Origin of the sequence: Ectothiorhodospira variabilis, from assembly GCF_022227625.1 — a bacterium.
Classification (GTDB): Bacteria; Pseudomonadota; Gammaproteobacteria; order Ectothiorhodospirales; family Ectothiorhodospiraceae; genus Ectothiorhodospira; species Ectothiorhodospira haloalkaliphila.
On sequence record NZ_JAJNAO010000008.1, the window covers coordinates 39,366 to 57,278 of the forward strand.

7 protein-coding genes are annotated in these 17,913 nt (G+C 66.9%); 3 read left to right on the forward strand and 4 right to left on the reverse strand.

Features of this window, described 5'->3' with window-relative positions; genetic code table 11:
* The first annotated feature begins 121 nt into the window (after positions 1-121).
* Together acnD and prpF are read left to right on the forward strand one after the other, a co-directional pair.
* The gene (gene acnD / locus LPW30_RS09675; protein WP_239680778.1) at positions 122-2,713 is read left to right on the forward strand and encodes a Fe/S-dependent 2-methylisocitrate dehydratase AcnD; all 2,592 of its coding nucleotides are present in this window, start codon (positions 122-124) and stop codon (positions 2,711-2,713) included.
* Positions 2,713-3,894 (forward strand): 2-methylaconitate cis-trans isomerase PrpF, encoded by a 1,182-nt coding sequence (gene prpF / locus LPW30_RS09680; RefSeq protein WP_239680739.1) that lies wholly within the window; start codon positions 2,713-2,715, stop codon positions 3,892-3,894. The genes acnD and prpF overlap by 1 nt, the downstream gene beginning before the upstream one ends.
* Here prpF and recD read toward each other — a convergent pair.
* Genes recD through LPW30_RS09700 form a run of 4 tightly spaced genes read right to left on the reverse strand, consistent with a single transcriptional unit; the run spans position 3,854 to position 14,821 of the window.
* Positions 3,854-5,998: an exodeoxyribonuclease V subunit alpha gene (gene recD, locus LPW30_RS09685; protein WP_239680740.1), complete on the reverse strand. Its 2,145-nt coding sequence runs from the start codon at positions 5,996-5,998 to the stop codon at positions 3,854-3,856. The two genes, prpF and recD, sit on opposite strands and share 41 nt — an antisense overlap.
* Positions 5,995-9,891 carry an exodeoxyribonuclease V subunit beta gene (gene recB / locus LPW30_RS09690; RefSeq protein WP_239680741.1) on the reverse strand — a complete coding sequence of 1,299 codons (3,897 nt, stop codon included), beginning with the start codon at positions 9,889-9,891 and terminating at the stop codon, positions 5,995-5,997. Before recB ends, recD begins: the two co-directional genes overlap by 4 nt.
* Positions 9,888-13,433, reverse strand: coding sequence for an exodeoxyribonuclease V subunit gamma (gene recC / locus LPW30_RS09695; RefSeq protein WP_239680742.1), 3,546 nt, complete (start codon positions 13,431-13,433; stop codon positions 9,888-9,890). Before recC ends, recB begins: the two co-directional genes overlap by 4 nt.
* Positions 13,434-13,435: 2 nt before the next feature.
* On the reverse strand, positions 13,436-14,821 hold the full coding sequence (locus LPW30_RS09700; RefSeq protein ID WP_239680743.1) for a pyridoxal phosphate-dependent decarboxylase family protein: 1,386 nt from the start codon (positions 14,819-14,821) through the stop codon (positions 13,436-13,438).
* A gap of 233 nt (positions 14,822-15,054) precedes the next feature.
* Here LPW30_RS09700 and LPW30_RS09705 point away from each other — a divergent pair, with 233 nt between their 5' ends.
* Positions 15,055-17,802 carry a hypothetical protein gene (locus tag LPW30_RS09705; protein ID WP_239680744.1) on the forward strand — a complete coding sequence of 916 codons (2,748 nt, stop codon included), beginning with the start codon at positions 15,055-15,057 and terminating at the stop codon, positions 17,800-17,802.
* Positions 17,803-17,913 lie beyond the last annotated feature (111 nt).

Consider the following 17,913-nt stretch of genomic DNA (forward strand, 5'->3'; position numbering starts at 1 on the left):
TGCTTTTGAAGGCGTGGCACTTTTTGTGCCTCGCTGCGAAGGTTTATACTCCCGGGCACCCGCGCTGGATGTTGACAATCTGCGGTGTCCAGCCAGACCACCCTTGACTGAGTTGCCCATGATGAACACTGATTATCGCAAGCCACTGCCAGGCACCCAGCTGGATTACTTTGACACCCGTGCGGCCGTGGAGGCCATTGCGCCGGGGGCCTACGAGAGGCTGCCCTATACCTCCCGTGTGCTGGCGGAAAATCTGGTGCGTCGTTGTGATCCGGCGCTGCTCACCGATGCCCTGAAGCAGCACATCGAACGCAAGCGGGACCTGGATTTTCCCTGGTTCCCGGCGCGGGTGGTGTGTCACGACATCCTGGGGCAGACGGCGCTGGTGGATCTGGCGGGCCTGCGCGATGCCATCGCCGAGCGGGGCGGGGATCCGGCCAAGGTGAACCCGGTGGTGCCCACGCAGCTGATTGTCGACCATTCCCTGTCGGTGGAATACGGCGGTTATGACGAGGATGCCTTCGAGAAGAACCGCGCCATCGAGGATCGCCGCAACGAGGACCGCTTCCACTTCATCGACTGGACCAAAAAGGCCTTCAAGAACGTGGACGTGATCCCGCCGGGCAACGGCATCCTGCACCAGATCAACCTGGAGCGGATGTCGCCGGTGGTCCATGCCCGCGATGGTGTGGCCTTCCCCGACACCCTGGTGGGGACCGACAGCCATACCCCCCATGTGGATGCCCTGGGCGTGCTGGCCGTGGGCGTGGGTGGCCTGGAGGCCGAGAGCGTCATGCTGGGCCGGGCCTCGTACATGCGCCTGCCGGACATCATCGGCGTGGAACTGGTGGGCAAGCGCAAGCCGGGCATCACCGCCACCGATATCGTCCTGGCCCTGACCGAGTTCCTGCGCCAGGAGAAGGTGGTCTCCGCCTATCTGGAGTTCTGTGGCGAGGGGGTGAAGGAATTGACCCTGGCCGACCGGGCCACCATCTCCAACATGACTCCGGAATTCGGCGCCACCGCCGCCATGTTCCACATCGACGAGCAGACCATCGCGTACCTCAAGCTCACCGGCCGCGACGACGAGCAGGTGAAGCTGGTGGAGACCTACGCCCGCGAGGCCGGCCTGTGGGGCGATGACCTGAAGAACGTGCAGTACGAGCGCCGGCTGCGCTTTGACCTGTCCACTGTGGTGCGCAACATGGCCGGCCCCTCCAACCCCCACAAGCGCCTGGCCACCGCCGACCTGGCGGCCCGGGGGATCTCCGGCAAGGTGGAGAACGAACCCGGCAAGATGCCCGATGGCGCCGTGATCATCGCCGCCATCACCAGCTGCACCAATACCAGCAACCCGCGCAACGTGGTGGCGGCCGGCCTGCTGGCCCGCAATGCCAACGCCCGGGGCCTGGTCCGCAAGCCCTGGGTGAAGAGCTCCTTCGCCCCCGGCTCCAAGGCCGTGCAGCTGTACATGGAGGAGGCCGGGCTGTTGCCGGAGCTGGAGAAACTGGGTTTTGGCATCGTCGCCTTTGCCTGCACCACCTGCAACGGCATGAGTGGCGCCCTGGACCCGAAGATCCAGCAGGAGGTCATCGACCGGGATCTGTATGCCACCGCCGTGCTCTCGGGCAACCGCAACTTCGACGGGCGCATCCACCCCTATGCCAAGCAGGCCTTCCTGGCCTCGCCGCCTTTGGTGGTGGCCTATGCCATCGCCGGCACCATCCGCTTTGACATCGAAAAGGATGTGCTGGGCGTGGATGCCGAGGGCAACGAGGTCACCCTCAAGGACCTGTGGCCCAGCGATGAGGAGATCGATGCCATCATCGCCAGCAGCGTCAAGCCGGAGCATTTCCGGCAGGTGTACGAGCCCATGTTCCAGGTGAAGACCGAAGCCGCCCAGGAGATCAGCCCCCTTTACGAATGGCGGCCCCAGAGCACCTACATCCGTCGCCCGCCCTACTGGGAAGGGGCCCTGGCGGGTGAGCGCGCCCTCAAGGGCATGCGTCCGTTGGCGGTGCTGGGGGACAACATCACCACCGATCACCTGTCGCCCTCCAATGCCATCCTGCTCGACAGTGCCGCCGGTGAATACCTGGCGAAGATGGGCCTGCCGGAAGAGGACTTCAACTCCTACGCCACCCACCGGGGCGATCACCTGACGGCCCAGCGGGCCACCTTCGCCAACCCCAAGCTCATCAACGAAATGGCCGTGGTGGATGGCGAGGTGAAGCAGGGCTCCCTGGCCCGCATCGAGCCGGAAGGTCAGGTCACCCGCATGTGGGAGGCCATCGAGACCTACCAGGAGCGCAAGCAACCCCTGATCATCATCGCCGGGGCCGACTACGGTCAGGGCTCCAGCCGCGACTGGGCCGCCAAGGGCGTGCGCCTGGCCGGCGTGGAGGCCATCGTCGCCGAGGGCTTCGAGCGCATTCACCGTACCAACCTGATCGGCATGGGCGTCTTGCCCCTGGAGTTCGAGGCGGGCACCACCCGCAAGACCCTGAACATCGATGGCACCGAGACCTTCGACGTGAAGGGTGAACTGGCTCCCCGGGCGAACCTCACCCTGGTGATCCATCGCAAGAACGGTGAGACGGTGGAGGTGCCGGTGACCTGCCGCCTGGATACGAAAGAAGAGGTCTCCATCTATGAAGCGGGAGGCGTGCTGCAGCGCTTTGCCAAGGACTTCCTGGAAGCGGAGAGCGCCTGATGAGCCATGTTCCCCAAGTGAAGATCCCTGCCACCTACATGCGGGGTGGCACCAGCAAGGGCGTGTTCTTCCGCCTGGATGACCTCCCCGAGGTGGCACAGACCCCGGGGGCCGCCCGGGATGCCCTGCTGCTGCGGGTGATCGGCAGCCCCGACCCCTATGGCAAGCAGATCGATGGCATGGGTGGGGGCGTCTCCAGCAACAGCAAGTCGGTGATCCTGTCGCGCAGCACCCAGCCGGATCATGACGTGGATTACCTGTTCGGTCAGGTGTCCATCGACAAGCCCTTCGTGGACTGGAGCGGCAACTGCGGCAACCTGACCGCCGCGGTGGGGGCCTTTGCCATCAGCGCCGGCCTGGTGGATGCCGGGCGCATCCCGCAGAACGGCCATGCCACGGTGCGCATCTGGCAGGTGAACATCCAGAAGACCATCATTGCCCATATCCCCATCACCGATGGGGCGGTGCAGGAGACCGGGGACTTCGAACTGGATGGGGTGACCTTCCCGGCCGCCGAGGTGCAGGTGGAGTTCATGGACCCGGCCGATGACAGCGGCGGCTCCATGTTCCCCACGGGCAACCTGGTGGACGATCTGGAGGTGCCGGGCATCGGCACCCTCAAGGCCACCATGATCAATGCCGGCATCCCCACAGTGTTCGTCAATGCCGCGGACATCGGTTACACCGGCACCGAGCTGCAGGATGACATCAATGGCGACCCCAAGGCCCTGGAGATGTTCGAGACCCTGCGGGCCCATGGGGCCCTGCGCATGGGCCTGGTGAAGTCGGTGGAGGAGGCGGCCCAGCGTCAGCACACCCCCAAGATCGCCTTCGTGGCCCCGCCCACCGACTACGTGGCCTCCAGCGGCAAGACGGTGGCGGCGGCCGACGTGGACCTGCTGGTGCGGGCCCTGTCCATGGGCAAGCTCCATCACGCCATGATGGGCACGGCGGCCGTGGCCATCGGCACGGCGGCGGCCATCCCCGGCACCCTGGTCAATCAGGCGGCCGGGGGCGTCGAGCGCACCTCGGTGCATTTCGGCCACCCTTCCGGCACCCTGCGGGTGGGTGCCGAGGCCACCCTGGAAGGCGGCGAGTGGAAGGTGGTCAAGGCCATCATGAGTCGCAGCGCCCGGGTGCTCATGGAGGGCTGGGTGCGGGTGCCGGGGGATGCCTTCTGAGCAGGCGCTCACCCAGACCACTGTCCCGGCTCACCCGGCGGGTGATGGCCTCGCCCAGCACCGAGGCCTGGGTGTAGAGCAGGGTGAAGCGGCTGCGTGAGCGGGTGATGGCGGTGTAGAGCAGTTCCCTGGTGAGCACCGGATTGGGGGCATCGGGCAGGACCAGGGCCGTGTGTTCGAACTCCGAGCCCTGGGACTTGTGCACCGTCATGGCAAACACGGTCTCCACCGCCTGCAGACGGCTGGGCAGCACCCAGCGCACCTGACCGGCCTCGCCCGGGAAGGCCACCCGCAATACCGTGCGCACCTCGCCGTTCTGGCGCACCGGTACGGGCAGGGTGATGCCGATGTCCCCGTTCATCAGGTTCAGGGTGTAGTCGTTGCGGGTGATGAGCACCGGTCGTCCGGCAAACCATTGACGCTGGGCCGGGGCGCCCGCGTCCGACTCCCCGGGAAGCAGACGGGCGGCGCGCAGCACCTGAATGATGCGGGTGTTGAGCCCGGTCACGCCCCAGGGTCCATCGCGCAGGGCGGTGAGCAACTGGAACTGCCGCTGGGCCTGAAGGATGTCGTGGGCCCAGGCATCGACCCGTGCCGACGCGTCGGGATCATCCGGGGCCTGTTCCAGTCGGTGCAGGTAGCCCGCATACCCCTCCCTGACCCGTTCATCAAAACGGGGATCGGCCTCATCATCCAGCTGAATCGCCGCCACACTGCCCAGCGGGCTGTCGGGCTCCGTGGCCGATTGTTCAAAGACCAAGCGCACCGCCGCCAGGGCGCCATCGGGATCCCGTGGGTCCTGTCCTGCATCATTCACCCGTGCCGCCAGGGCGCCAATGCCGCCCTGGTCGCTGAAGCGGTGACTGGTGCGCAGCATGGCCACCGCCTGATCCAGTGCCTGCCCGTTCGCATCCACCATCGGCTTTGGTACGTCCTGGCCACTGACCCGTGCCAGCCAGTCCCGGGTGTCGGGGGTGTAATGGGCTCGCTGCGCACGCTGGCACAGATCACCCAGCACGGCACCGGCCTCCACTGATGCCAGCTGATCCTTGTCCCCCAGCAGGATCAGTCGGGCCTCGGGGCGCAGGGCACTGAGCAGGTGCACCATCATCTCCACATCCACCATGGAGGCCTCGTCCACCACTACCACATCGGCGGCCAGGGGGTTGCCGGGATGGTGGCGAAAGCGCCGGCTATCGGGGCGGGGCCCCAGCAGCCGGTGCAGGGTCTTCACGCGGGTGGGGATCGGGCCCACTTCGCCGGTGATGCCCTCGGGCGGCGGCAGGGCATTCACCTGAGCATTGATGGATTCATTCAGGCGCGCGGCGGCCTTGCCGGTGGGCGCCGCCAGTTCGATGCGCAGGGCAGGCTGTCCCTGCACGGCCGCCAGGCGCTGCAGCAGGGCCAGCAGACGCACCACGGTGGTGGTCTTGCCGGTGCCCGGCCCCCCGGTGAGGATGAAAAAGCCGCTGCGGGCCGCCAGGGCGCAGGCCAAGCGCTGCCAGTCGGGTACTGGGGATGGTGCCTGATCGGGCACCGGCTGGAACAGGGTGTCCAGCAGCCGGGCCAGTGGCGCCTCGGGAATGGGTAGCGGCTGCTGCAGGCGGCTTTGGATGCCTTCGGCGATGCGCTGCTCATAGGCCCAGTAGCGGCGCAGGTAAAGCAGCGGACGCTCCGGGTCGCCGTCCAGCACCAGGGGGCTGGGGTCGCCCGGGTCTCGCGCATCTTCCGCCCGGCTGATGGCCGAACTGGCCCGCAGGCGTGCCGCCCAGTCTGTCAGGGTCAGCGCCCCCAGCTCCCGGGCCAAGGCAAGACGGATGTCCTGGGCCAGGGGCTGATTGTCCCGCAGGCGGGTGAGCAGGGTCTGCGGGTGATGCAGGGCCTGGGCGAGATCCAGGCACACATGGCCATGGCCATTGCGTTCGCTGGTGAGCGCAATGGCCAGCAGCACGGCGGGATCGTCCTCCGGGGCCCGGGTATGGATGAAGCGTGTCAGCGACAGATCCAGGGCACGGATGGCGCCGGCGGCGGCCCATTCGCCCAGCAGGGCCAGGGTGGGGTGGGCCGGGCGTTCCTGATGGGCCTCATGGTGGTGCTCCATCATGCAAGATCCCCCATCCGGGTGGGGTGCTGCCCCATGAAGAGGGCATCCAGGGCCTCGATCAACGCCCGGGGTGGGCGGTGGGCATGAATGCCCCGGGTCGGGCCACCGGCGCCCCGCAGGAAGGCATAGATGGCGCCGCCCATGTGCCGATCATAATCATAATCCGGCAGGCGCAGGCTCAGTTGTCGATGCAGGGCCAGCAGGTAGATCAGGTACTGCAGATCGTAACGGTGATGCAGGATGGCGTCCTCCATGGCGGCTGTGGAGTAGGACTGATCATCCGGCCCCAGCCAGTTGGATTTCCAGTCCAGGACGTAATAGCGCCCCTGGTGCTCGAAGACCAGGTCGATGAAACCCTTGAGCATGCCGTTGAGCCGGGCCGGGTCCAGCCCGGGCCGGCGCCGGCCTGGCAGGCAGTGGGCCTGGGCCAGTCGATCCAGATCCCGGGTGTTCACCCGGGTGGCAGCGAACCAGAATTCCATCTCCACCTGCAGTGACCCGGGTGCCAGGTCGGCGAGGGTCAGGGTGGTGGGCGACGATCCGGGTGCCGAGTGGAGCGTCCAGGGTGTGGTCAGATAGTTGGCCAGCCACCCCTCCAGGGGCTCGATCCAGTCGGTGAGGCCCCGAAGCTGGCAGCGCCGGGCCAGCATGTCGTGGCGCGCGTCACGGTCATGGGCAGCGGCGGCAAATCCCTGTACCGGGCCGGCGGGGCCTTCGGCACGGACCTCGGCGGCGGCCCATTCCATGATGCCGTGGAGGAAGTTGCCCACCTGGCGCCCTCGGGGCAACCCATGCAGGCCGGACAGGGCCGTGGTTGGTTGCCCACTGGGAGATCGGGCAAGCCGGGCGTGGAATGGCCACTCGGGTTCACTGTCCAGGCCTTCCTCCCGGCCCAGTTCATCGTCGGCGGTCTCTGCGGCTGGGGCAGGTTCGGGCGCCTCGTCCCCGAGCGGGCCGACGCGCAGCCCGGAATAACTGGCGATCCACCAGGGCTCGTGACGGAAATCCGGCGCCGGTCGGGCCGGATCCAGGGCGGGTCGCGGTGGCGGTGAGAGAGGCGTGTCGGCGGGCGCTGGGGCAGGCTCCACCTGGATGTGGGGCATGTCCTGGCCCAGGGTCTCAAGGGCCTGCTTCAGAGCCTCCGTGCCATCGAAGGCCTGGCCGCCATTGAGCACATGCCCCATGGCCGACTTTTCCAGCTGGATCTTGCGGGTGTTGCCGCTCTTCAGCGGGGCGATGCCCAGCCAGACGCCGTGACGGGCCCGGGTGATGGCCACATACAGCAGGCGCATGTCCTCGCTCAGGCGGTCATCGTCGGCCTCATCCCAGGCCTCGCGGTACTGGTTCCTGCCCGCCGTTTCGATATACCGGGCATCGTCCCGGCGCAGGGGAACCTGGGCCGTGCGCCCGTTCACCTCCCGCCAGCTGCAGATAAAGGGCAGCAGCACCAGGGGATATTCCAGCCCCTTGGACTTGTGGATGGTCACTACCTGGATGAGCTCCGCGTCACTCTCCAGTCGCACCAGGAATTCCTCGTCATCGGCATCCAGGTGCTCGCTCAAATGCCGGATCAGGGCCTGTTCGCCGTCCAGGCTGCGGGCGGCCTGCTGCAGCCATTCGGCCAGATGCAGCAGGTTGGTGAGCACCCGCTCGCCTTCCTCCTGCTCCAGCAACTGGCGGGGCAGCGCCTGGTCGTGCATCAGGCGGCGCAGCATGGCCAGCACGCCCTGGCGCCGCCAGATGCGCTGATAGCCGTGGAAGCGCTCCAGCTGTTCCTCCCAGGCCAGCTCATCCTCCTGCCAGCCAGCCAGGGTTTCCAGGGGCAGATCCAGGGTGTTGGTGCCCAGCGCCGCCCGCACCAGGCCCTCGTCGGTGGGGCAGGCACAGGCCCGCAGCCAGTGCAGCAGGTCGCGGGCCTCGCGGGTGCGGAATACTGAATTGCGATCGGACAGGTACACGCTGTGTATCTGCCGTGCCGCCAGTGCCTGGCGCATGACGGCGGCCTCGGTGCCGGTGCGCACCAGGATGGCGATGTCCCGGGGGCGCAGTGGCTTCCATTCGCCGTCTTTGCCATCCCCGTGGCGGAACCCGGCCTCACCCCGGCGGGCCGCCTCCAGCCACTGCACGATGCGCGAGGCGGCGGCTGCGGCCATGGCCTCCCGATAGGTGTCGGGGGCCACGGGTCCGTCGCCCGGGTCGAATAGCCAGAAGGTCATGGCGGGATGCGGGGCACCCTCCAGGATCAGGGTCTCGCTGCGGCCGTGGGCCGACACGGGCTGGTAGGGGATGGGATTTTCGGCTTCGCTGCCGGTTTCGGGCCGGAAGCGAAAGGCTCCCCGGGGATGACCCTCGGCATGGGTGAACAGCCGGTTGCAGGCTTCCACCATGCCCTGGGTGGAACGGTAGTTGGTAGCCAGGGTGTGATGCCGGCCCCGGGTAGCCTCGCGGGCGGCCAGGTAGCTGTGGATATCGGCGCCGCGAAACCCGTAGATGGCCTGCTTGGGGTCGCCGATCATGACCAGGGCGGTGGGCTCCCGGGCGTCCTGCGTGGCCGCGGCCCCATAGACCCGGTCGAAAATCCGGTACTGGATGGGGTCGGTGTCCTGGAACTCGTCGATCAGGGCCACGGGGAACTGGCGGCGCAGGGTGGCTGCCAGGTGACGGGCCGGGTCCGCGGTGTTGTCATCGCCGCCCGGGGTGAGGGCGATGTCCATCTCCCGCAGCAGGTCGTCAAAGCCCATCTGTGCCTGCTGGCGCAGTCGTCGGGTGAGTTCACGACCCACCCATTCGCTGGCATGGGCCAGGATGCAGGCCTCCAGGGTCGGTTCGGTGTGCCCATCCGCGGGCTTGAGTTCGCCGGCTGCCTGTTGCCACTGGGCGATGGCAGTGAAGGCCGGGTGGGGCATCTCCTCCTGAACCGGGGCCTTGGCCTTGAAGTGAAAGGCGCCCTGGGCAAAATTGCCCAGTCGGTTGGGGGCCGATTCACCCTCGCTCCAGGCCTGGATCTCCTTGAGCATGACGGTGAATTTCTCCGGCTGGCTGCTGCCATGGCGGGTGCCATTGAGATGAGGCTGCAGAGTCCACAAATGGCTCTCGATGGCCTCCCGGTCGGCCCGCCACTGGTCCCGGGCGGCCTGCTCCAGGGCATCCACCCGGTCCTGCCGGGCCTCATGCTCCAGGGCCTTATCCAGGGCCGGACGCAGGTCCGGACAGCGCAGGGGGTGACCCTGGAAGGAGAGCCCGGCATCCCGCTGGCGTAGCCAGGGACGCAGTTGATCATGCAGATGCTCCGGCGAGGTGATGGCCTGACGCACGCAGTGGGCCTCGGCGGCGGGCAGGGGGTAGAAATGCACCCGCCAGTAATCCCTGAGGATTTCATTGATCAGGTCGGTCTGGTCGGTGATGACCTCCCGCTGGAACAGCCCCCGGGTCTCGAAGGCATGTTCCTGCAGCATGCGTTGACACCAGCCATGGATGGTGGAGATCATGGCCTCGTCCATCCATTCGGCGGCCAGACGCAGGGTGCGGGCGCAGCCGGTCCAGCGTTCGGGGGGGTAGTCGCTGCGCAGTCGGTGCAGTGGGTTGGCGGCAGAAACGGGATCGGCGGCTGACACCTGCTGGGGGTCTGCCTCGAACCAGGTGGCTGCTTCCACCAGGCGGCTGCGAATGCGTTCCCGCAGTTCCTGGGTGGCGGCCTCGGTGAAGGTGACCACGAGGATCTCCGGTGGCATCAGCCCGCGCTCGAAGGCGGTATGTTCATCCCCATGCCCCAGCACCAGACGGGTGTAAAGCAGGGCCAGGGTGAAGGTCTTGCCTGTGCCGGCGCTGGCCTCGATAAGGCGGCTGTCGCGAAAGGCAAAGCCCAGGGGATCCAGGGTGGTGGGAGTGCTCATGGCTGAACCCCCTTGGGTGCGATCAGATGGCGATACAGCGGGTGGTAGAGGCTTTCGATGGCCCTGGCAAAGTCGGGGTCCTCGGTCAGGCGGGCGTAATCGGGCCAGAAGCGGGCGAAGACATCGTGCTCATCCCGCTCGCTGCTCAAGTGATGGCCACCTTCGTACAGCGTTCGGGAATCGGGATTCGCCCTTTCTCCTTCCGATTCGATCAGGGCCGCGAACCCGGTGCGACAGGGCAGGGGCAGGGGGCTTTGCAGGCCTTCCCGGTAGCCTTCCATGAGCTGGATCAGCACGGCCTGGGCGGCGCCGGCATCCATGGGCTGCAGGATCACCCGGCTTTGCGGGCCCAGCAGGCAGGTGGTGGTGGGGGCCTGTAGCTGGGCGGCCAGATGGGTGGGCCAATGCCGGATCAGGTGATGCCATTGGTAGTCGTCGTCCTTCTTCACCAGCCGGCTGGCCTGGAGCACCACCCGCAACCGGGCGCCCGTGGCATCCTGGCGCAGGCCGGTGAGGGTGTCCTCCAGGGTGATGCCCTGGGCCTCGACCCGGATGCCCTGCGCCGGGCAGGTGTCGGGATGGTCTGCCAGCAGAGACTGGTACTGTGCAACCGGCGGCTCCAGGTGGGTGAGCAATTCTTCCCGCCAGTGGGTGTCGAAGGGGGGCAGGGGCAACTCGCCGGCCCGGGTGAGACGCTGCGCGCTGGCGGACAGGTCCATGGCGCCCGGGCTTGGGACATGACCGTCTGGCGTCGTTCGGGTGAGGTGTTCGATCATGGCGGATCGCAGCGACCAGTTGCCCAGGCCATCCAGATGGAATGTCTCCTCGTCCTCGGCAGGGCGCTCTGCCTCCTGAAGGTACAGCCCCAGGCGCTGGCTGTAGAAATGCCGGGCCGGGTAACGCAGGAAATGACCCAGTGCTCCCAGATCGATGGGTGCGTCCAGCGTCGGCGGGGGCAGTCGGGGCCGTTGGCGCACGGCGGGCATGGGCGCCGTGTTGAGGGACTGCCATTCGTGAGCATGGGTGAACACCCGCGGGGGACGCTGCGGGTCGAAATACCGGGCACTGAAGGGTTGCAGGGGGTGCTCTGTGGTCAGGGCCCTGACCAGTTCGGTGCCCTCGCCGCCCTGGGGCGCATCTTCCCGGGGTGGCCCCAGGCGCCAGCCGGCGGCAATGTGGTCCCGCAACTGCCCCACCAGCACGGACGGGGGGCGCTCGCTGTTGTCGCGGATGCTGCGCCCCACCCAGCTGATCACCAGTCGTTCCCGGGCGGAGAGCAGGGCCTCCAGGAAGAGATAACGATCATCTTCCCGGCGGGAGCGGTCGCCGGGGCGGTAATCCCGGGCCATCAGATCGAAATCCGCCGGGCGGTGGCTGCGGGGGTAGTCGCCGTCGTTCATTCCCAGCAGCCAGATCTGCCGGAAGGGCACGGCCCGCATGGGCATCAGGGTGGCAAAGTTCACGGCACCACCCAGGAAATGCTGATTCAGGGTGGGTTCGTCCACGGCGTTCAGCAGGGTGTCGCGTACTACATCCAGGGGCAGGGGTTCCTGATCGGCGCCGGCCGCCTGGCAGTCGGTCACCCACTGCTCCAGGGCCTGACCCACAAGGGTGATGGCGCGGTGATCCGCGTCGCTGTCGATGGCGAAACAGTCTTCAACGAGCTGGAGGATCACGCTCATCCATGCCTGGGGTGGCCGGGGGGTCTGCAATGTCTGCCAGGCCTCGCCCAGGGTCTGAAGCAACTGATCCAGGGGGCCGATCATGCCGGCCTCCAGGCCGCCCACCTCGTCGTAGGGTTCCACGTCCCGCCAGGGGCCCGCGTCGTTGCTGGCAAAGCCCAGCAGCATGCGGCGCAGGCCGAACTGCCAGGTGTTCTGTTCCAGGTCGGGTGGCAGGCCCAGGTGGTTGCGCTGGCGGGCGTCCAGGCCCCAGCGGATGTTCGCACCCTGTATCCACTGGCGCAGCCGGGGCAGGTCGGCCTCTTCGATGGCAAAGCGGGCCCGAAGCGCCGGGATGTCCAGCAGATCCAGGATCTCGCTGACCGAGAAACGGGCCTGGGGCAGGTTGAGCAGACGCTCCAGGCCGATCAGCACCGGGTTGCGGTGTCGCTGACCCTGGTCGGCAATATGAAACGGGATATGTCGCGGGTCTTCCGGGCCGATGCGGCCGAACACGGCCTCGATATGGGGGGCATAGGTCTCCACATCCGGCACCATCACCAGGATGTCCCGGGGGGGCAGGGGGTGGCCCTGGTCATGGGCCTGCTGGAAGGCGTCCAGCAGTTGATCGTGAAGGATTTCCACCTCCCGCTGAGGGCCGTGGGCCACCAGGAACTCCAGGCTGCGGTCCTCGTCGGGGTCGATGCCGGTGGTCAGTTCGCGGCGCTCGTTCAGGGGGCGCAATTCCAGGATGTCGTCCTGGATCTGTTGCAGCAGGGTGCCCTGGCCCGGGGACTCGAACAGGTCGATGGACAGACTCTGGGCCTGAAAGTGGGCCTCGTACTGTTCCCGCTGGTCGTGTTCATCCAGCAGGCGGATGTAGTCCCGACCCTGCTTGCCCCAGGCCGCCAGGAGGGGGTGGCCGTGCAGGTGCATCTGATCGGGTTCCACGCCTTCGGGCACCTTGCGGGCGTTCAGGCGCCGATAGCCCCGGCGAAACAGGTCCCGACCCTCGATGATGTCTCCCCAGTAATGGCAGCTGGGATTGTGGACGAACAGCATCACCTGGCTGATGGGGGCGATGCCCTCCAGCACCTCCAGGGTCTGCCGGGGCAGGGAAGAGATGCCGAACACGATCACCCGGCGAGGGAGCCCGTGGGGGCGGTGGGATGGGCTGAAAGACCGGGAAGCCTCAAGGAAGCGCTGATGGATGGCCGCGCGGCTCTCGCCGGGGTCGTTGTCGTCCTGGGTGATGTCTTCCAGCAGGGCCCGCCACAGCAGGGGTTGCCAGCGCTGGGTTTCGGGCACGGGGTCGCGCCGGCCATCGGGGCGGATCAGGACATCCTCGCCCGCCTGCCAGGCCTGCAGCCAGTCGCTGCGATATACCTGGTACTGGTCGAACAGGTCCGCCAGGCGCATGGCGAGCTGATGGCGCCGGCGCACATCGCCGTCGGTCTGCAGAAAGCCCTGCAGGGGTTGCAGGTGATCAGCGGTGCCGGGCGCCTTTGCCAGGGCATCCAGGTCTCCCAGCATGCGATACAGTCGCCAGCCAAGGGGCGCCTTGTGGAAGGCGGAGATATCCGGCAGGTCTCCCAGCACCTGGCAGTAGGTGTTCCAGATGAACCGGGCGGGCAGGGTGACCTGCAGGGCGGCGGCGATGCCGCAGCCACCCTGCTCATCCACGGCATCCCGGGCCAGGGCGAGCTTGAGCCATTGTCCGATGCCGTTGCTCTGCACCAGGATGACCTCATCCTCCAGCGGGCGCAGCGGGTGGCTGCGCATCCAGGTGGTCATCAGGTCCCCCAGGGCTTCGAGGCGATTCCCCTGGATGAGCATGAAGCCCGTGGGCCAGGCGTCCGTGTGGGGGGCGTCCATGTCCATGGTCAAAGCAGTTCCTTCACGACCTCGTGCACGCACATGACATCCTCACGGGTGCAGTCGAACTGCCCCACCTGGACGCGGATGACCAGGCGCCCGTCATGACGGGTCTGGGTGAGGTAAACCCGCCCGTCATCATTGATGCGCTTGAGCAGGGCCTCGGTGGCGGCATCGCCCGAATCCAGGGCGAAGCTGAACAGCGACAGCTGCGGGTGGGTGACGATCTGGACGCCTGGCAGGGTGGCCAGGGTCTCGGCCAGCTCCTCGGCCCAGGCCACATGGTTGCGGATGCGCTGGCGCAGGCCCTCCAGGCCATATGCCCGCAGGGTGAACCAGATCTTCAGGGCGCGAAAGCGCCGGCCCAGGGGCACGGTCCATTCATTGAAGTCGGTCATGGACGATGACTTGCCCAGGGTCTTCAGGTACTCGGGACGCAGGCCCAGGGTGCGCACCTGAGGCGCAGGGTCGGCCAGGAACTGCACCGAACAATCGAACTGCACGCCCAGCCACTTGTGGGGGTTGAAAACGATGCTGTCGGCACCGTCGATGCCTTCCCACAGGTGGCGGTATTCCGGGCAGATCATGGCCGAACCGGCCCAGGCGGCGTCCACATGGGTGGGCAGTCCGTGCACCCGGGCCACGGCCACACCGTCGGCAATACGATCGCAGGCGCCGATCCCGGTGCCGCCCACACACAGGATGATGCCGGCGGGCAGATGGCCGGCCTCGCGATCAGCCCGGATGGCGGCATCCAGGGCCTTCATGTCCATGGCATGTCCGGCATCGGTGGGGATCTTGACCAGGTTTTCCTGGCCGATGCCGGCGATGCGCACATCCTTGTCGATGGAGGAATGTACATGCTCGGAGGCATAGAGACGCAGCGTGGGTTGCCCCTGCAGCCCCTGGGAGTTGCCCAGCCAGTTCAGCGCCTTCTCGCGCATGGTAAGGAGGGCGGAAAGGGTGGCGGTGGTGGCGCTGTCGTGCAGTGTGCCGGTGAAATGCGGGTCCAGCCCCAGGGCGTCCCGCAGCCAGCTCACCATGACCTCTTCCATCTCCGTGGCCGCCGGCGAGGTCTGCCAGAGCATGGCCTGGGCGGCCATGGCGTTGGCCAGTTGCTCGGCGAGCATGGAGGCCGGTGAGGCATTGCCGGGAAAGTAGGCGAAGAATCGCGGATGCTGCCAGTGGGTCATGGCATCGGGCACGATGCGGGCGAAGTCCTCGAAGATGGCCTCCATGGACTCGGGTTGTTCCGGCGCCTGGCCGGCTAGCTGGGCACGGGTGTCGCCGGGACGGGTCTGGGACCGCACGGGCCGCCCGCGCAGGCCCTCATGATAGTCATGGATCCAGTCCGCCGCCTGCTTGGACCAGTCCCTCAGGTCGTCATGGTTCATCGCTGAATCCTTGGCTCTTTTTCGCTGCGTTAGTGTACTGAGTCCGGGGCTGTGTTCGCCATCGTTGCCCCGGTGCCCGTTCCGGTAGATGCACGCTGGCTTGTATGGAGCAGGGCTTAGTATGATCGGGGCATGTATCCATTCCCAGTGTCAGGAAAAACGCTTCGTCGGCCAGGTGGTCCGGGTCATCGGTCGGGGCACGGGGCGGCAGCCGCTGGTCAGGAGGAGGCCCCATGGTCAGGACAGCGATAGAGCCCATGGCCTGCACGGGCCTGAGCGACTGGAAGGCCATCTGGAACCGACTGGAGCCAGGGGACAAGCATCGCGCCATGCTGTCCTTCCTTCAACGGCTGCGGGATCCCGCTTCGCGCCTGGAGATGGTCTGTGACTCCACCCTCAAGACCCTGGCGCGGCGCAAGCGTTTCCGTGTGGAGACCCTGCGGCGCATGAAGAATCCCCAATTGGCCGGTGTGCTGCTGCCAAATGCACCGGCCCTGTTCGGTGCCCGGGAGTGGACGCTGCTGTTCCTGGGGTATTTTGCCGATTACAAGTCGCCCATCATGTGCCGGTTTCTGGATCTGTGTGGCGTGCCCCACGACGAGCGCGGCTTTGTGGTGGGTGGGGATTCCCGTATTCGTGCCCCCAAGGATGTACAGGCCACCACGCAGACCCTGGTGGAGGAGTTCGGGGTGCGCGAGGTGGCCATCTACTTCTGCGTGCTCACCCAGATGGATCCGGACCTGTGGCGTTTCCTGGATCCGGTGTTGCCTGAACTGACCCTCGCCATGGAGGAAGAGGAGGCCGCCCGTGCTCACGAGGTGGTGATGGATGCCCAGGTGGCCGACAGCCTGGAGGTGTCGGAAGACTTCACCCAGCTGGATCGGGTGATCCTGGATCAGATCCTGGCCACCCTGAGCGGCGATGAACGAGCGCTCAAGCCCAACGAGCTGGTGGACCTGGTGGAATCGGTCCATGCCCTGGACACCACCCGGCAGCGGACCTATTTCCATCTGGGGTTCATGGATGCCCTGTTGCCGGAGCGGGAGACCGACGCGGCCCGTCGGGAGATGGATGACGAGCAACGCCAGTGGTATCTCTCGGGCATGCTCAGTGCACATGTGCGCCAGCGGGATGACGATGCCGTGAAGGCGGCGTTGAGCGGCCATGGTGGGGTATTCCGCAAGGCCGCCAAGACACCCGGCGGTGCCGGGGCGGGGCTCATCAACGAGGTGTATGGCTATCTGCTGGAACAGGGTTATGACCGCGAGGCCATGCAGTTGCTGCGGGGTCAGCGCTGCCATCTCAGCCCGGCCACCTTCTCCTTGATACTGGACAAGGCCACCACGGCCATCCGCGAGGGCGATCCGGCCCTGGCCAATGTGCTGCTGGTGGAGCTGCGCCAGGGGTTGCCCTATGTGCAGATGGATCCGGAAGAGCGCGAGCACATGGATACCCTTCTGGAACGTCGCCTGGGGCAGGCCTTGCAGGCCCAGGGGAACTTTATCGGCGCCCGGGAGGTTTTCGCGCGACTGATCGAAGAGGACCGGGTGGACACCCCCTGCCTTTTGGCAGATCGGGGCCTGGTAAGCGCCGGGTTTCGGTCGCTGGCGGATCTGGTGTTGCCGGAAGATCCCGAACGCTGCCGCAACACCCTGGCGCAACTGGAAAACGGCGAGACCTACTTTCGTGAGGCGGTGGCGCGATTCGAACGACGGGCCATCAATGCCCATCATGCCCTGGCGGTGCTGGAATTCCTGCGCTGGGCCGGGCCGGATGGGCAGGATGCGGTGCGCGATCGGGCCCTGGTGCATGTGAACGAGGCCCTGATCGGCATGCTGAGCGATACCGCCTCCACGGCCTACGAGCGCTTGGGGCTGCTCGGTCAATGCCGGTTCATGCAGGCGGTGCTGATGATGGCCCGCCTGGATCAGGGCTCGGCGCGGGCGGGTATGGAGTCGTGGCGGGCCATCGCGGGGGAGGCCGAACGTCTGCCTCGCTGGGGGGTGCAGCGTTTACTGGAATCTGCCGACCTGGTGGAGCCGCGTCTGGCCACGGAGATTGCCGAGTGCGTCTGGCGTCAGGGGGGCGAGTCTTCGCTGGCGATGATCGAACGGCCCGAGTGGCTGGCCGGGTCCGCGTACCTGCAGGGGGAAGTCCTCAGGCTGGCGCGCAGCAGCGGGGAGAAGTCCGGGGCGCAGCAGTGGCGCGTGTGGACGTTGCTGGTGCCGGCGGCCCTGTTGGCGGGGCATGTGGACGTGGCCCAGGAGGGACTGGATGCCATGGAGGCCCTGGCCCAGGACTCGCGTTTTTGCGAGCCCATGCTGAAATGGCTGGAGCATCCGGAGCGCCTGGATCCGGCCTGGTCGGAGGTGGAGATCCTGCGCTCCCGGTTTCGTCTGTACCGGCGCCTGGGGCGGGACCCGGAGGCCTTCGCCCAGTTACGCGCCCTGTTCTACGCCCTGCGTGACACCCGCCCCATGGAAGCGTCCCAGACACTGGATCTGTTCCGGGAGTGTGATGCCCCGGAGGCGTATTACGCCGACCTGCACCTGCCGGGCACCGCTGCAGAAGAGGATGAGGATGCCGGCGGGGAGGAGCAGTTGCGGGCGGGCGCCCCGGTGAAGGTGCTGTTCGTGGGGGGCAACGAGATCCAGGCCCGCTACACCGATGCCATCAGCCGCACCCTGGCCGAGGAGTGGCCGGGGGTGGTGGTGTCGTTTCGTCACACGGGTTGGTCGTCCAATTGGGGCCGGGATGTGGATGTGCTCAAGCGTCAGGCGGTGGATGCCGACGCGGTGGTGCTGATGACCATGATGCGCACCACCCTGGGCCGTGCCCTGCGCGAGGCCCTGAATGACCCGCCCCGACCCTGGATCCCCTGCACCGGTACGGGCAAGCAGGCGTTGCTGGAGAGCATCCGGCGCGCCGCCCGGGTGGGACTGCAGATGCAGTCGGGCCAGGCATCCGGCCCACAGGAATGACAGGTGCGGGAAGGCAGGCGGGACAGATCAAGGGACGGGCATAAGTCGCTGGAAAATCGTTATATACCATGGTAATACCTCCCCCCTTGCAATCATTCCAACAACATTGGG

What these genes read in the sequence shown, in the direction of transcription:
- acnD (WP_239680778.1), top strand. Translation starts at nt 122, where the DNA reads ATGAACACTGATTATCGCAAGCCACTGCCAGGCACCCAGCTGGATTAC.
- LPW30_RS09705 (WP_239680744.1), top strand. Translation starts at nt 15,055, where the DNA reads ATGGTCAGGACAGCGATAGAGCCCATGGCCTGCACGGGCCTGAGCGAC.
- LPW30_RS09700 (WP_239680743.1), bottom strand. Translation starts at nt 14,821, where the DNA reads ATGAACCATGACGACCTGAGGGACTGGTCCAAGCAGGCGGCGGACTGG.
- prpF (WP_239680739.1), top strand. Translation starts at nt 2,713, where the DNA reads ATGAGCCATGTTCCCCAAGTGAAGATCCCTGCCACCTACATGCGGGGT.
- recB (WP_239680741.1), bottom strand. Translation starts at nt 9,891, where the DNA reads ATGAGCACTCCCACCACCCTGGATCCCCTGGGCTTTGCCTTTCGCGAC.
- recC (WP_239680742.1), bottom strand. Translation starts at nt 13,433, where the DNA reads ATGGACATGGACGCCCCCCACACGGACGCCTGGCCCACGGGCTTCATG.
- recD (WP_239680740.1), bottom strand. Translation starts at nt 5,998, where the DNA reads ATGATGGAGCACCACCATGAGGCCCATCAGGAACGCCCGGCCCACCCC.